Origin of the sequence: Pseudomonas farsensis (assembly GCF_014268805.2) — a bacterium.
Taxonomy (GTDB): domain Bacteria; phylum Pseudomonadota; class Gammaproteobacteria; order Pseudomonadales; family Pseudomonadaceae; genus Aquipseudomonas; species Aquipseudomonas farsensis.
Map to the genome: position 1 here is coordinate 51,897 of NZ_JABWRF020000005.1, position 15,370 is coordinate 67,266.

The following is a 15,370-nucleotide window of genomic DNA, read 5'->3' on the forward strand; positions in this document are numbered from 1 at the left end:
TCTACGCTACAGCGGCATAAGTATTTGGGCTGATGCCGACAAACGACCTAGCCACTTGCGCGTGGCCTTATGGCCGATATCTGACCTTCGCGAAAGGCAGCTATGGGTCGATAGCGGTCGCTTGCGAATGACCGCTATCGACCCATAGCTGCCCTTTGCAGTGGGCAGCTAATACCTCCAGAACACCGGGGTTACCATCACTAGCACCGTCAGGATTTCCAGCCGTCCCAGGAGCATACCAACGGTCAGCAGCCACTTTGCTGCATCAGGTAATGATGAGAAGTTGCCGGCAGGTCCGATAATTGTGCCCACGCCTGGCCCAACGTTGCACACAGCAGTGGCGGCACCACTCAGAGCAGTCGTCCAGTCCAGCCCGATCAGCGCCAGTCCTAGCGCAATCAGGGCAATGGTGATGGTGAAGAAAAACGAGAAAGTCAAAAGCGAACGCACGATCTCCTCGTCAATGGGGTGTCCATTGTATTTTTTCTGAATGACCGCGCGTGGATGAATCAGTTGCTTCAAGTTACTGACGAGCAGGACGGCAGCCACTTGGAAGCGGAAGATTTTAAGACCGCCAGCCGTCGAGCCTGAACACCCTCCGACAAAGGTTAGGTAGAAGAACAACAGAACGGCAAAACTCCCCCACAGTGTGTAGTCACCGACCGCAATTCCGGTGGTCGTCACGACGGAAGTCACGTTGACCGCCACGATCCGAACGGCGTCCCACCAGTCGTATTCGCTGTGAAAGCATAACCACGTACCCACAGCCAGCGAAGTGACAGTCAAGAACCCGAGAAACCCGCGTACTTGGTGATCCATCAGTAACGCACGCCGATTACCGCGCAATGTCGCGACGTATAAGGTGAAGGGCAGGCTACCCAAGATCATGACGACCACTGCAACCCAATGAATCGCAGGCTGCGTCCAATGCCCGAGTGAGGTATCCGACGTTGAGAATCCACCCGTAGAAATCAACGACATTGCGTGGTTGATCGCTTCGAACGGTGTCATTCCAGCGAACCAGAGTGCTAGTGCTCCAGCACCCGTGAGTCCCAGGTAGAGTGCAAGGATGTATTTGGCTGCCACATGGGATCGCGGCGTAACTTTCTCCGACCAGTCAGAAGACTCTGTCTGGAACAGGCGCATGCCACCGACTCGCAACATCGGAAGGATAGCGACAGCCATGCCGATGAAGCCTATGCCTCCCAACCAGTGAAGCATGGAGCGCCATATCAGAAGGCCGGGAGATGCGGTATCCAAGCCAGTGAGGACGGTCGAGCCTGTCGTTGTGATCCCTGACATCGTTTCAAAAAACGCGTCGGTGTAACTGATGTGGTGGATGAACACCATCGGTAGAGCTGCAAAGGCGCAAACCACAACCCAGCTCGCCGTTGTCAAGAAATACATATCCCTTGGGCGCAGCTGGGATGTTTCTGGATGCCTGCGCCCAATAAGCGCCAGCCCACAGACCAACGTAATCAGGCTCGACCACAGAAAGGCGCCGAGCTCATCGACTCGCTCATACACTACCAACGTAACCATGGGAATAACCATGGTTACTGCCAGAGTGATCAGGAAAACGCCCAAGATGAAGCCGACAAGCCGCATTGCTGCGAGAGACATACGGTTAGCCTACGAAATGAGAGCCGTGCAGTATCCTATGCTCAACCTCGGTCTTCCGTAAATTTTGCGTAAAAGCAGGCATAAATGCCCGCTTCGCAGGAGCATGGGTCAGATCTTCAGCCCGGGAGTTGAATGGCCGCCTACGGCCCGCCAAAGACTGTTATCTAACTCGCGCTCTCATTATTGGGCGCATCAAATGTCCGCTTCTGGCCGATTGCTGCCTTGAAAGTAGGGCAGCTATGGGGTCGAAAGCGGCCTCTGCTGCCCAACATGCTTAGATCCAATTAGACGTTTAGGGCAGAGCAGATCATGGCGATTGTCGAAAGTGACTTTGCGCTTTCCCAGCCGGTTGCCCAGCCCGAGCGCCCAGCGTGACGGGAGCTTGGATGATCCGCTCCAACCAACTCCACTCCGCATATCGATCTCCACGCCCTCTCAAATGTGTGTATCGCCGCAACGAATTCCAGTCACGATGACCTGAAACACTTGATACCCTCGGGATATCCCAGTCCATTTCGAACAACCGGCTCACGCCCTCGTGGCGTAGATCGTGGAAGTGCAGATCCTCAATACCCTTCAACCTGCACGCCTTCGCCCAGGCGGTACCAACTGAGTCGGTGTTGTAGGGGAAGATCTCCGGGCACTCGCGCGGCATGCTGTGCACGATCTGCCAGGCCTCATCTGGCAAATGGCACCAAACGTCATTGCCGATCTTCTGGCCGGGGTTTTTCATGTCGCGGACCTTCACCGCCTGCCGGTGCTCATCCAAGTCTTCCCATCGAATGCGGGTGATTTCATCCATCCGCCGCGTCGAGTAGATGGCAAAAGCGACAACCTTGGGCATGTGGATGACTGTCGGCCTGCGCTGCAGCATCTCGAAGAAGTGTTCGAGCACCAGGTCGAGCTCATCCAGTGTCGGGCGCCGATCCCGCTCGCGGCTCTTGAGGTTGTACCCAAACTGCTTCAAGACCAATCGTGCATCAGCCATCGCCTGGGGATTGATCTCATAACCCCAAGCCGCCCTAGCCAACGATAGAACCGAGCCCAGGTGCGCCATGTCGTTGCCAGCCGTCTGGGGCTTGATCCCTCCTCCCTCGGGGCTCATACGCCAAAGCGCATAGTCCACGAGCACCTGCTGGGAAATATCGGAATCGACCCGTTCACCAAGCGGGCTTCGCTTGATGGCTTCCAGGGTGCGTCGCTTGGTTTCTCCGAGCGGCCGGGCTTTTTCGGCCTCGACCAGGTAGCGGTCGATCATGTCCTTGACCTTGTGCCCCACACGACTGGCACGCTCGATCGCACCAGGTTCTGCCAGCTCAGTCTCTCGTCGCTTCGCCCAGGCTACGGCGGCCTGTTTACGGGCGAACGTCTGGCTCTCTTGGTAGACTGTGACCTTGTCGCGGTTGATGCGAATCTGAGCGGTGTAGCTGATGGTGCCATCGGCTTTCTTGCGCGGTCTGATCGTTGCCATAGGAAATTGGTACACGTCGTTAGTCGATTGGTACATTGTACCAAGCGCTTGGTAAAAACGCCCCAAAACCCCCGAAAATCGGTGCGAAACACGTTGAACGAAATCACAGCAAAACCAAGCTTAATACCAGGCTCCACGCGCCCTGCGCCATCCCGCCGCTTCAGCGTTGCACCGATGATGGACTGGACCGACCGCCACTGCCGCTTCTTCCTGCGCCTACTATCAAAAAACGCCCTGCTCTACACCGAAATGGTCACCACAGGCGCCCTGCTGCATAACGACGCCCAACGTTTCCTGCGCCACGACGTCTCCGAGCACCCGCTAGCCCTGCAACTAGGCGGCAGTGTCCCAGCCGACCTGGCAGCCTGCGCCAAGCTTGCCGAGCAGGCGGGCTATGACGAGGTCAACCTCAACGTTGGCTGCCCCAGCGACCGGGTGCAGAACAACATGATCGGCGCCTGCCTGATGGCGCATCCGGCGCTGGTGGCCGATTGCGTCAAGGCCATGCAGGACGCGGTGGGCATCGAGGTCACGGTCAAGCACCGCATCGGCATCAATGGCCGCGACAGCTACGCCGAGCTGTGCGATTTCGTCGGCCAAGTACGCGACGCGGGCTGCCGCAGCTTTACCGTGCATGCGCGCATCGCCATTCTGGAAGGGCTCTCGCCGAAGGAAAACCGCGAGATTCCGCCGCTGCGCTATGACGTGGCCGCGCAACTGAAAGCGGATTTCCCCGACCTTGAGCTGGTGCTCAACGGCGGCATCAAAACGCTGGAGGAATGCCGCACCCACCTGCAGACCTTCGATGGGGTGATGCTGGGGCGTGAGGCGTACCACAACCCGTACCTGCTGGCCGAGGTCGACCAGCAGTTGTTCGGTAGCACAGCGCCCGTCATCGGCCGGGCCGAGGCGTTGGCCAAGCTGCGGCCTTATATCGTTGCGCATATCGAAAGCGGCGGCGCCATGCACCATGTCACTCGGCATATTCTTGGCCTGGGCCAAGGGTTTCCGGGCGCGCGACGGTTCCGCCAGTTGCTGTCGGCGGATATTCACAAGACTGACACGCCGCTTGCGGTGCTGGACCAGGCGGCTGAGCTGCTGCAAGGGCGTTGATGGAACCTGGGGGGCGGTTTTGACTCGAAGGGTTAGCCTTTAACGCAGCCTTTCGCGGGGCGAGCCTGCTCATGCTTTGCGCAAACGAGCGAATGCACCCGCGGGGGCTTGCCCGATCACTTTGTGCAGGCCTTGAGTGGCCGCCGGGGCTCGGGTAATGTCGAGCCATTGCACAGGACAGAGCACGCCATGACTTCCAAGCTGGAACAACTCAAGCAGTTCACCACCGTGGTCGCCGATACCGGCGATCTGGACGCCATCACCCGCCTCAAGCCGGTGGACGCTACCACTAACCCGTCGCTGCTGCTCAAGGCCGCTGCCATTACCGGTTACGCCGACCTGCTCAAGCAGGTCAAAAGCGATGCCAAGGGTAATGTCGACCTTGCCTGCGACAAGTTTTCGGTAGCCGTGGGCACGGGCATTCTGAAGGTGATTCCGGGGCGCATCTCCACCGAGGTAGACGCGCGGTTGTCGTTCGATGAGCCGGCGTTGCTGAGCAAAGCCCGCCAACTGATCGCGCTGTACGAGGCTGCCGGCGTTGGCCGTGACCGCGTGCTGATCAAGCTGGCTTCAACCTGGGAAGGTATTCGCGCGGCCGAGAAGCTGGAAAAGGAAGGCATCCAGACCAACCTCACGCTGCTGTTCTCCTTCGCCCAGGCGCAGGCGTGCGCCGATGCAGGCGTGTTCCTGATCTCGCCGTTCGTGGGCCGTATCTACGACTGGTACAAGAAGAGCACGGGCACTGATTATGTCGGCGCCGATGACCCGGGCGTGCAGTCGGTTACGCGCATCTACGACTACTACAAAACCAATGGCTACAAGACGGTGGTGATGGGCGCGAGCTTCCGCAACATTGGCCAAATCGAGCAATTGGCCGGTTGCGACCGCCTGACCATCAGCCCAGAGCTGTTGCAGCAGTTGTCTGAAGACCAAGGCGAGCTGCCGCGCATCCTCACGCCGGGCAATAGCGGCGAGGCCAAGCAGCAACTGAACGAAGCTCAGTTCCGCTGGGCGATGAACGAGGATGCCATGGCCACCGAGAAGCTGGCAGAAGGCATCCGCCAGTTCGCCCGCGACCAGGAAAAACTCGAAGCGGTGATGGCTGCAAAAGCCTGATACACATTGCGATTGATCGACGGGCGGGGAATGCCGAGCATTCTCCGCCCGTTTTTCGTTTGCTGGCGCGCTTAGCCGCTGCCACACCTGCTTAAGGCCCCGCCCTGATGACCCCCACCACTGCACTCCCCCTCGTGCTCGCAGGCCCTGTGCTGCGCCGCCTGGAGCCACAACGCCTGGCGATCTGGCTAGTGGGCTCGCAGGCGTTGCCGTTTGAATTCATGCTTGATTGCACAGGCGTCACCCCTACTCTGCACTGCGAAACCCTCGCGGTAGGCCAGCATGCGTTTATTCACCTGCTGGACATCCGCTTCGACCAGCCACTGCCCTGCGATGTGCAACTGAGCTACGACTTGCTTCTGGAAAACGGCCAAGGTATCGCCGACTGGGCACCGCACCTGCTCTACCCCGGCGCCAGCAGGCCCAGCTTTGTGCTGCGGGCGCGTATGGACCAGTTGCTGCACGGCTCATGCCGCAAGCCGCACCATGCCGCTGCCGACGGCCTGCTGTGTGCCGACCGCCTGCTAGCGGCGGGCCCGTTGCCTGCCGAGCGGCCAGCGGTGTTGCTGATGACCGGCGACCAGGTCTACGCCGATGATGTTGCCGGGCCCACACTGCGGGCCATCCATGAGCTGATCGAGCGCCTGGGGCTGTTTGACGAGGCGCTGGACGGCGCCTTGGTAAACACTGGCGCCGAGCTGTACGGCCACCCGGCCAGCTATTACCACCGGGCCGACCTGTTGCCGGCGCAAGAAGGCAACGAGACGCTGCGCGAGCGTTTTTTCGGCGGCAAGCGCAAGCCGATCTTTTCGTCGAGCAACGCCGACAACCATTTGGTGACCTTCGCCGAAATCATGGCGATGTACCTGTTGGTGTGGTCGCCGCTGCCGTGGGCGCTGGTGGGCATGCACATGCCTGCCGGGCTCAATGATGAAGATCAGGCGCGCTACCGCAAGGAGCTGCCGCTGGTGGAGGGCTTTCGCGATGGGCTTGGGCAAGTCGCGCGGGTCATGGCCCACCTGCCCTGCCTGATGATCTTCGACGACCACGACGTCACCGACGACTGGAACCTGTCGGCGCAGTGGGAGCAAACGGCCTATGGGCATCCGTTTTCGCGACGGATCATCGGTAATGCGCTGCTGGGGTATCTGCTGTGCCAGGGCTGGGGCAACGACCCCGATGCCTGCGCCGGGCTGGTAGCGGCGTATCGGGAGCAGTTTGCACGCGGCGCGCAGGCTCACGACGCGCTGCTTGGCGAACTGCTGCGCTTTCAGGGCTGGCAGTACACCGTGCCGAGCAACCCACCGTTGCTGGTGCTGGACACCCGCACGCGGCGCTGGCGCAGCGAAAGCAGCCTGGGCAAGCCGTCGGGACTGATGGATTGGGAGGCGTTGTGTGAGCTGCAGCAGGCGCTGCTTGACCATCCGTCGGCGGTCATCGTGTCACCGGCGCCAATCTTTGGGGTCAAGCTGATCGAGGCTGTGCAGCGGGTGTTCAGTGCGCTGGGTTACCCGCTGCTGGTGGATGCGGAAAACTGGATGGCACACCGCGGTGCCGCGCAAGTGGTGCTGAACATTTTGCGGCACTCGCGCACGCCAGGGCATTACGTGGTGCTATCGGGTGATGTGCATTACTCGTTCGTCTACGAGGTATTGATTCGCCACCGCCAGCAAAGCCCGCACCTGTGGCAGGTGACCAGCAGCGGCATCAAGAACGAGTTTCCACGGCGCCTGCTGGATGTGCTCGACCGCCTGAACCGCTGGCTGTATTCGCCGCGTTCGCCGTTGAACTGGTTTACCAAGCGGCGGCAGATGGAGGTGGTGCCAAGGGTGCCCAGCCATCGCAAGGCGGGTGAACGGCTGTGGAACAGCGCGGGGCTGGGGCAGGTGTTTTTTGATGAGCAGGGGCGGCCGGAGCGGGTGTTTCAGCTCAATGCCGATGGGGCGCCGGCTACCGAGTTTGTTCGGGATTGAGAGGTGGGCCGGCCTGCCGGAAACGTGGGAGCGGGCTTGCCCCGCGATGGCGTCAGACCATGCAACTGAACCAGGCCTGCTGGCGCCATCGCGGGGCAAGCCCGCTCCCACAGCTCCAACGGCCTCAGGTTCTTTCGAGCGCGTTTACCAGGTCGTGAAAGGCTTCACGGTTGGAGTCGTTCAGGCCCATCAGGATCTTGTGCGCTTCAAGCACCTTGGAACGCACCACCGCTTCATCCTGATCCTGCGACGGCAGGTCGGTCAGGCACTCAGGGCACGGGATCGGGCGATCGACGATGTTGAACACCTGATCAAAACCCATCGACTGCAACAGCCGCGAGATGTCCGGGTTGGTGGTGACCACGGTCGGCAGCAGGCCAACCTTTTGCCGCGAAAGGATCGACAGCTTGGCCAGCAGGCCCAGCGTGGTGCTGTCGATGCTCTCGGTTTCGGTCAGGTCGATGACGATGGCCGAGAAATTCAACGCAGTGAAGATTTTCTCGATCGTCGCATCCAACGCCGAACACAGGGTCAGGCGCACTTCACCGACAAATTTCAGAACGAAGGTGCCGCTCTGTTCGGCGAACTGGATTCTACCAGTAGTCATTCAAGGTTCCTGCTCAACACCAATAGGGCGATATCATCCGGCATCTCCCCAAGCGTAGCTAATCCGAATCGTTGGCGCAGCCCCTCCAGGCTACCCCCCGCGGCCTTGACGATTTCCGGCAAGGACGCTTCCTTATCTTTGAGTGTGGGCCCCGGCAAAAGGTCCAAAATGCCATCAGACATCAGGGTCAGGCTGAACTGCGGGGGCAGTTCCAGCACGTGGTCCTGGTAGCTGGCCTCATCGAAGAGCCCCACCGGCAGGCCGCGCCCTTCGAGGTAGCGCACACTGCCTGGGGTATACAGCACCGGCAGCGGCAGATGGCCGCCCACGCTATAGGTGAGCAGGCCGGTGTCTTCGTCGATGACACCGCCGACCATGGTCACATGCTTGCCCAGCTTGCAGTTGATCAGCCCACGGTTGATGTGGCTGAGCACTTCCGAGGGCTTGAAATCGCGCATCTTGCCGTTGCGCTTGAATTCGAACAGCAGCCGGGTGGTCATGAACTTCAGCAGCACGGTGACAAACGCCGACGACGCACCGTGGCCGGACACGTCCGCCAGGTAGAACGCGATACGCCGTTCGTCTACCCGGAAGTAATCGGCAAAGTCACCCGACAGGTACAGCGACGGGATGATCTGGTGCTCGAAGGCGTACTCGCCCAGCGTACGCGGGCTCTCCGGGAGCATGTTCATCTGCACCTGGCGCCCGGCGTTCTGGTCTTCCTGAAGCAGGTGCAGGCTGGCTTCGAGCTCGCGGTTGGCGGCTTCGAGCTTGTCGCGGTAGCGCTGGTTTTCGAGCACCAGGCGCGAACGATCAAGCGCGCGGCGCACCGAGTGTTCGAGCACAGCGAGGTCTTCCAGCGGCTTGATCAGGTAATCGGCAGCACCCAGGCGCAAGGCCTCGACCGCATCGCTCATGACCCCGGCACCGGAGACCACGATCACCGGTAATTGCGGGGCGACTTCGCTGACACGGCGAATGAGCTCGAGACCACCCATCTGCGGCATGCGCAGATCGCAGATCACGAGGTCGGGCTGGTGCGCTTCGAAGACCTGGAGCCCCTGCTGGCCGTTGCCGGCCTGGAGGACGCTGAAGCCGCTGTCTTCCAGATAGGCGGCGAGGCTGGCACGTACCACGTCGTCGTCATCGATAATCAGCAGCGTTGCACTGGTTTTCTGCATGTGGGCGAACGGCGCCAGATTTGGTTGGCGTAGCGGCTGCGGTTAACCGACAGACGGCTACTGGAATGCTCTCTAGCCACTCGCTATCTGAGCTGTTGGACGAGGAGACCGGCCCGACAGATAGTGAGGTGCCCTGTAAGGCGCTGACGGTACTCCCATCCGCCTGGCGTTTCAAGCATGGCAAGGTAGACTTCCCTGCACTTTACAGGGCAAATCACACAGCGTTATAAGAAAGCTGACCAGCGCAACCTGAGGAAAGGATTCAGGCATGTCTCAACGTGACTACAGCGAAAAGCGTGATTACATCCGCATGCGGATCGATACCGATGTGAGCCTGGTGCATGCAGGCCAGGTGATCAGTGCTACCTGCATCGACCTCTCCAGCAGCGGCATGCAGGTGGAGGCACCCAAGCGGTTCCAGGTCGGTGACAAGCTGGAGGTTAAAATCGACTCCGAGTTTTCGGCGCTCTCGGGCCTGGAAGCCACCACCGAGGTGGTGTGGATTGCCGATCAACCGGGCGGTGCGCAGAAATTCGGCCTGCGTATCCTGCAAATGAAGTGAAGTACCTGTTGATATAAAAAATTGGGGCCGCATTGCGGCCCCAATTGCATCATGTGATCAGAAGTCGTCTTCGACTTCGCCATCCTTGACCTTGAACTCGCGGTTCTGCAGGTAGGCATTGCGGATGAAGATGTACTTGTCACCCTGCATCAGCTTCTCAGCCGACAGCAGGCTGGCACGGGTGTCGACGACGTCCAGCGCCAGGATGGAATTGCGCGTAGGCACATGGTCGATGTAGCGGTAAGCCTTGGTGTAGCTGTCTGGGTACTTGGCCAGGCCGTCACGCACCGAGCTTGGGCCGAGCAGCGGGATGACCACGTACGGCCCGCTTGGCACGCCCCAGTAGCCGAGGGTCTGGCCGAAGTCTTCGTCGTTGCGCTGCAGGCCCATGCGCGTGCCCACATCGAACAACCCGCCGATACCGAAGGTGGTGTTGACGATCAGCCGCGCGGTGTCCACGCCCGCCGCACGCGGCTTGAGCTGCAACACGTCGTTGGCCAGGTTGGTGACATCGCCCAGGTTACGGAAGACGTTGTGAATGCCATCTTCGACGAACTGCGGAGTCACCGCCTGGTAGCCTTGGGCCAGCGGCTTGAGGGCATAGGTGTCCAGAATGTCGTTGAACCTGAAGATCGGACGGTTGACCGACTCCCACGGGTCATCCTCGGTAGCCGCCTGGGTGGCAGCAACAGGTGCCAGCAACAGGCTGGCGCAGACACAGGCCTGGGTGACTCGTTCGATCACGCCGGTCCTACGCATACGCATATGATGTTTCTCCATCGCTATTCAGGTCAGCAGCACCAAGGGGCGCTGCGGTAGTGGCGCCAGTATAATGGCTTGCTCGCTGTTTGATAGCGTCCCACACGTTTACTCAACATTTTGTGAACAGCTGTTGCAGTCACCGGGTGGTAACAATTGCTGGCTAACCTGCGCTGTATTTCAGGGAAATGGCCATGCACGATGCACCCGCTGTTACCGCCGTGCTGTTTGGCTTGCGCGGTTGCCTGCTTCAGGCTGGCGCAAACACCACGCTACCCGCCCCTGGCGCCTTGGATGCCCTTGCCAGCTTGCAGCAACGGCAGGTGCCATGCATCTGGCTCGACGACATCAACGCCGCCCAAGGCAAGCGCCTGAGCGCAGCGCTGCCCGACTGGCTGCCCGGCCACCCGATCAACGGTTGCAAATGGCCGGCCCCGGACGCCTGCTGGCACGCGCTGATGGCGCTGCAAACCCAGCGCATCGAAGGCTGCGTGCTGGTTAGTGACGAACCTTTACTGTTGCAGTCGGGCCGCAATGCCGGGCTATGGACGGTTGGCCTTGCGGCGTGCAGCCCGTCCTGCCAGCTCGGCGCCAGCCAATGGCAGGCGCTGAGCGCACAAGAGCAGGAACTGGCACGTGGCAAGGCCACACTGGCGCTGTTCGAGCTAGGCGTGCATTCGGTGATCGGCCACCTGGAGGCGCTCGACGGCTGCCTGGCCGACATTGCCTTGCGCCGGCAAAAAGGCGAGAAACCCTGAAACACAGCCATTGATGCCAGTCATGCAAAGCATCGGCAGGTGGATTACGCTTGAAGGCAGACAAGAACCTTTGCCGCTTCGCTGAGGTCCATGCCTTGCCAAGTCATTGATGGAGTAACAACTATGCCTGCCCGCGAACTGCAAGAACGCCTGAACGACCTGCGCGTTCAACTCGACCGCAACGTTCCGCTTTCCGAGCAAGAAGTGGCCGAACTGCACGAAGAAGCCCGGCAGATCGAGGCGCAGCTGAAGCTCGAGGAAGCAACGCCCGACAACAACCTGGTCGACGGCGTCAACCTGGCTGTCGAGCGCTTTGAAGCCGAACACCCAGACCTGACCGCAACCCTGCGCAACATCGCCAACGCGCTGCACAGCATGGGCATCTGAGGCCAACCGCCGCAACGGGCCGCACAGCGGCCCTGCTTGCGTTACCCGTGCAGTATTACTGGCGCACCAGGCGCAGGTTCTGCGGGCTGATCGGGGCAGTGCTGCGGTAAGGGTTGATGTCCAGGCCACCACGGCGCACATAGCGTGCATACACGGTCAGGTGCTCGGGCTGCAGCAAGGTTTTCAAGTCCAGGTAAATACGCTCGACGCACTGTTCATGAAAGTCGGCATGCTGGCGGAAACTGATCAGGTAGGTCAGCAGGCTGGCGTGGTCCAGCGCCGGGCCTTTGTAGTCAACCACCACGCTGCCCCAATCGGGCTGCCCGGTAACCGGGCAGTTGGACTTGAGCAAATGGCTGTGCACCGTTTCCTGCACCACGCCCTCTGCCGCGCAACGCAGCAACTCAGGCTGCGGCTGCTCATAGTTGCTGATGCTCACATCCAGGCCGTCAATGCACACACCTGGCAATGCTGTTACGCCTTCGGCTTGCACCTGGGCCAAGGTGCTGACCTTGACCGCAACTGGCTTGCCGGCGGCGGCAGACAAGTCTTTAACCAAGCACGCCTGTAGCTGCGCCACGTCTGCGAACACGGTCTGGTTCAGCGAGTTGAGGTACAGCTTGAACGACTTCGACTCGATGATGTTGGGCGAATCGCACGGGATCGCGAACTCGCCAATGGCCACCACCGGCTTACCCGAAGGCAGCAGCCAGGACAGCTCGAAGCAGTTCCAGAAGTCCACGCCCTGCCACGGCAGCGCATCACCGCTCACACCCAGTTCGGCCCACTTGGCCAGGCGTGGGATGGGGAACAGCAGCTCTGGGGAGTAGGTGGCGATGTATTCGCTGGACTTGCCCAGCGGGGAATGTTCGGCGGCGGGATGCATGGAAACTGACCTGAAAGTTCGTAATTGCGCCTAGTCTACCGGTTTTGCCCGCCGCCTTGGAGCACCTGTCACTCGATGGTCAGCGGCCCGACCATGCCCGCCTGATAGTGGCCTGGCACGTTGCAGGCAAACTCGATCGGCGCCGACTTGCTGAAGGTCCAGGTCAGCTCGGCGCGCTGGCCGGGCTGCACCAGCACCGTGTTGCCACCCGCATGGCCATGGCCTTCTGCGTGGTTCATCTGGCTATGGTCCATGCCTTCATGCTGCATGGCACCGGTGAACAGCTTGCCCTGCATGGCCACCATTTCTTTCTGATGCTCGGCATGCATCTCCTTGTCGCCCAGGTTGAACTCGTGGGGCAACTGGCCTTGGTTGATCAGCACAAAGCGCACGGTCTCACCGGCTTTTACCTGAAGGCTTTTCGGCTCGAAGGCGATGTCCTTGAGCAGCACCTCGACGGTGCGGGTGGCCTTGGCCGCCGGCGCCGGTTCACCGAAGGTGAAACTGTCAGCCAGGGTCGGCAGGCTCAGCAATGCGAGGCTGGCGGCGAAGAACAGGTGTTTCATGGGGCACTCCGTATAAAGCAGCAAGGTTGGCGCCATTGTCGGCACCCTCGGCTGGCAACTGACTGACGGGAAGATTACAACTTTGTCAGCTTGGCCGGGCGGCCGGGCCGTCACGTACAATTTGCGTAACCGCCACGGCGTGAAAACCAGGAACCGCATCGCCCATGAAGCTACTGATCGTCGAAGACCAGGCCAAGACTGGCCAGTACCTGGCCCAAGGCCTTAGCGAAGCGGGCTTTGCCACCGAGCTTGCCAACGATGGCGACAGCGGCCAGCACCTGGCGCTCAGCGGCGACCACGACCTGTTGATACTCGACGTCATGCTGCCAGGGCGCAACGGCTGGCAGATCCTGCAAGCTGTGCGTCAGGCCGGCCTCGGCACCCCGGTGCTGTTTCTGACCGCCCGCGATGCCGTAGAAGACCGCGTGCACGGCCTGGAGCTGGGCGCCGACGACTACTTGGTCAAGCCGTTTGCCTTCTCCGAGCTGCTGGCGCGGGTACGCACCCTGTTGCGGCGCGGCATCGGCAGCACCCAGGACACCTTGCTGGTGCTGGCCGACCTGCGCCTGGACCTGATGCGACGCCGTGCCGAGCGGGCCGGCGCACGCATCGACCTCACCGCCAAGGAGTTCGCCTTGCTCGAACTGCTGCTGCGCCGCCAGGGTGAGGTGCTGCCAAAATCGCTGATTGCCTCGCAGGTGTGGGACATGAATTTCGACAGCGACACCAACGTGATCGAAGTGGCGATCCGCCGCCTGCGCCTGAAAATCGACGACCCGCACCCGCTCAAGCTCATCCACACCGTGCGCGGCATGGGTTATGTGCTTGAAGAGCGCCACGACTGATGCGGCGTCTATCCCTGGGCGGGCGCCTGGCGCTGCTGTTCGCCGCCTGCACCGCCAGCGTATCGCTGGGTGCCGGCCTGCTGTTCAGCCACGCCAGCGCCAGCCATTTCATCGAGCTGGACCAACAGCAACTGGGCGGGCGGCTGTCGCTGATGCGCAGCCTGCTGGACGGTGTCACAAACCTTGAACAGTTGCAGGCTCGCGTGCCGGCAATGCGCAGCGAGCTGAGCCATCAGTCCGACCTGGCGCTGCGGGTGCGCGGGAGCGATGGTGCCGTGTGGTTCGAGAGCCGCAGCGGCCTGCCCGACGAGCCGCGCCAGCCCGGCCTTGCCACCCTGCACGCCCAGCAGAGCAACTGGCGAAGCCTGAGTACGCCACTGGTTGACACCCCCAGCGGCGCGGCCCAGCTGACGCTTTTTCTGGACATCACCCACCACCAGCACTTTCTGCAAGGCATGCAGCGGCTGATCTGGCTCACTGTCGGGCTATCGGCCCTGGCAACCGCGCTATTGGGCGCCTGGGCGGCGCGGCGCGGGCTGAAACCGCTGCGTCAGATGGGCAAGGTTGCCGCGAGTGTCCACGCAGGTTCACTGACCACCCGGCTACCGGCAGCTAAAATGCCCGAAGAGCTGGCCGAGCTGGCCAGCACCGTGAATGCCATGCTGCAACGCCTGGACGATGCGTTCCAGCGTTTGTCGGCGTTCAGCGCCGATATCGCCCACGAGTTGCGCACGCCGTTATCCAATCTGCTCACCCACACCCAGGTCACCCTCACCCGCCCGCGCAGCCTCGAAGACTACCGCGAGGCGCTGCATGGCAACCTTGAAGAGCTGCAGTGGATGGCCCAGTTGGTCAACGACATGTTGTACCTGGCCAAGGCAGATCACGGGCTGATGATGCCCAACCGCCAGGCCCTGGACCTGGCCGCAGAGGCCGATGCATTGCTTGAGTACTACGCACAACTGGCCGAAGACGCCGGGGTGCGGTTGGGCCGCGAAGGCGCGGCGCAGTTCGAGGGCGACCGGCACATGCTGCGCAGGGCGTTGTCCAACCTGCTGGACAACGCCCTGCGCTTCACCCCGGCCGGCGGCGAAATTCGCGTAACGGTGGGGAGCGGGCCCTGCATCTGTGTAGCCAACACCGGCCCGGCCATCGCGCCCCAAGCGCTGGAGCGGCTGTTCGACCGCTTCTATCGAGCAGACCCGGCGCGCCAGGAAGGTAATAGCGAGCATGCCGGGCTGGGCCTTGCGATCACCCGCTCGATCGTGCAGGCACACGGCGGCAAAATCCGTGCAGAACATGCAGATGGCTGGACGCGGTTTGTAATCGAGCTGGGCTAAAAAACACTACCACCGCCGCTGGGCGCGGCCTGTGTAGGAGCGGCCTTGTGCCGCGAATGGGGCGCGCAGCGGCCCTAAATCTCGGCTATGCGCACAATCGCTGGGGCCGCTGCGCGCCCCATTCGCGACACAAGGCCGCTCCTACACAATCAAAAACGACGCTGTTTCTGTAAAAGCTGCCGC

The 15,370-nt window shown here is 61.3% G+C and carries 15 protein-coding genes; 8 read left to right on the forward strand and 7 right to left on the reverse strand.

Annotation, left to right across the window (positions count from 1 at the left end; genetic code table 11):
• Positions 1–168 precede the first annotated feature (168 nt).
• Positions 169–1,623, reverse strand: coding sequence for a TrkH family potassium uptake protein (locus HU719_RS22520; protein ID WP_186517184.1), 1,455 nt, complete (start codon positions 1,621–1,623; stop codon positions 169–171).
• A 307-nt stretch (positions 1,624–1,930) separates the two neighbouring features.
• On the reverse strand, positions 1,931–3,094 hold the full coding sequence (locus HU719_RS22525; RefSeq protein ID WP_186535034.1) for a site-specific integrase: 1,164 nt from the start codon (positions 3,092–3,094) through the stop codon (positions 1,931–1,933).
• 123 nt (positions 3,095–3,217) lie between these two features.
• On the opposite strand from HU719_RS22525, the gene dusA reads away from it, so the two are divergent.
• The 3 genes from dusA to HU719_RS22540 all read left to right on the forward strand — a co-directional run bounded on the left by dusA (position 3,218) and on the right by HU719_RS22540 (position 7,296).
• Positions 3,218–4,207 carry a tRNA dihydrouridine(20/20a) synthase DusA gene (gene dusA, locus HU719_RS22530; RefSeq protein ID WP_367616547.1) on the forward strand — a complete coding sequence of 330 codons (990 nt, stop codon included), beginning with the start codon at positions 3,218–3,220 and terminating at the stop codon, positions 4,205–4,207.
• Between the two features lie 189 nt (positions 4,208–4,396).
• A complete protein-coding gene (tal, locus tag HU719_RS22535; protein WP_186535035.1) occupies positions 4,397–5,323 on the forward strand; it encodes a transaldolase in 927 nt (308 codons plus the stop codon).
• Between the two features lie 107 nt (positions 5,324–5,430).
• On the forward strand, positions 5,431–7,296 hold the full coding sequence (locus HU719_RS22540; RefSeq protein ID WP_186535036.1) for an alkaline phosphatase D family protein: 1,866 nt from the start codon (positions 5,431–5,433) through the stop codon (positions 7,294–7,296).
• 124 nt (positions 7,297–7,420) lie between these two features.
• Here HU719_RS22540 and rssC read toward each other — a convergent pair whose 3' ends face one another.
• Positions 7,421–7,903, reverse strand: a complete 483-nt coding sequence (rssC, locus tag HU719_RS22545) for an anti-sigma factor antagonist RssC (protein WP_186517190.1) — start codon at positions 7,901–7,903, stop codon at positions 7,421–7,423.
• Positions 7,900–9,084: a two-component system response regulator RssB gene (gene rssB, locus HU719_RS22550; protein ID WP_186535037.1), complete on the reverse strand. Its 1,185-nt coding sequence runs from the start codon at positions 9,082–9,084 to the stop codon at positions 7,900–7,902. The genes rssC and rssB overlap by 4 nt, the downstream gene beginning before the upstream one ends.
• Before the next feature lie 268 nt (positions 9,085–9,352).
• Here rssB and HU719_RS22555 point away from each other — a divergent pair, with 268 nt between their 5' ends.
• Entirely contained in the window at positions 9,353–9,646 is a 294-nt protein-coding gene (locus HU719_RS22555; protein ID WP_186535038.1) for a PilZ domain-containing protein, read from the forward strand.
• A 57-nt stretch (positions 9,647–9,703) separates the two neighbouring features.
• Here HU719_RS22555 and HU719_RS22560 read toward each other — a convergent pair whose 3' ends face one another.
• Complete coding sequence (locus HU719_RS22560) at positions 9,704–10,405, reverse strand: MlaA family lipoprotein (RefSeq protein WP_186535057.1); 702 nt, start codon at positions 10,403–10,405, stop codon at positions 9,704–9,706.
• Between the two features lie 194 nt (positions 10,406–10,599).
• Here HU719_RS22560 and pcrP point away from each other — a divergent pair, with 194 nt between their 5' ends.
• Together pcrP and HU719_RS22570 are read left to right on the forward strand one after the other, a co-directional pair.
• Positions 10,600–11,163 carry an HAD superfamily inactivated hydrolase PcrP gene (gene pcrP / locus HU719_RS22565; RefSeq protein WP_186517198.1) on the forward strand — a complete coding sequence of 188 codons (564 nt, stop codon included), beginning with the start codon at positions 10,600–10,602 and terminating at the stop codon, positions 11,161–11,163.
• Between the two features lie 123 nt (positions 11,164–11,286).
• Positions 11,287–11,550, forward strand: coding sequence for a DUF4404 family protein (locus tag HU719_RS22570; RefSeq protein WP_186517200.1), 264 nt, complete (start codon positions 11,287–11,289; stop codon positions 11,548–11,550).
• A 55-nt stretch (positions 11,551–11,605) separates the two neighbouring features.
• Here HU719_RS22570 and queF read toward each other — a convergent pair whose 3' ends face one another.
• Together queF and HU719_RS22580 are read right to left on the reverse strand one after the other, a co-directional pair.
• Entirely contained in the window at positions 11,606–12,436 is an 831-nt protein-coding gene (gene queF, locus HU719_RS22575; protein WP_186535039.1) for an NADPH-dependent 7-cyano-7-deazaguanine reductase QueF, read from the reverse strand.
• 68 nt (positions 12,437–12,504) lie between these two features.
• Positions 12,505–13,002 carry a cupredoxin domain-containing protein gene (locus tag HU719_RS22580; RefSeq protein ID WP_186535040.1) on the reverse strand — a complete coding sequence of 166 codons (498 nt, stop codon included), beginning with the start codon at positions 13,000–13,002 and terminating at the stop codon, positions 12,505–12,507.
• Between the two features lie 164 nt (positions 13,003–13,166).
• Here HU719_RS22580 and HU719_RS22585 point away from each other — a divergent pair, with 164 nt between their 5' ends.
• Positions 13,167–13,847 (forward strand): heavy metal response regulator transcription factor, encoded by a 681-nt coding sequence (locus HU719_RS22585; protein ID WP_186535041.1) that lies wholly within the window; start codon positions 13,167–13,169, stop codon positions 13,845–13,847.
• On the forward strand, positions 13,847–15,187 hold the full coding sequence (locus HU719_RS22590; RefSeq protein ID WP_186535042.1) for a heavy metal sensor histidine kinase: 1,341 nt from the start codon (positions 13,847–13,849) through the stop codon (positions 15,185–15,187). The genes HU719_RS22585 and HU719_RS22590 overlap by 1 nt, the downstream gene beginning before the upstream one ends.
• Positions 15,188–15,370 lie beyond the last annotated feature (183 nt).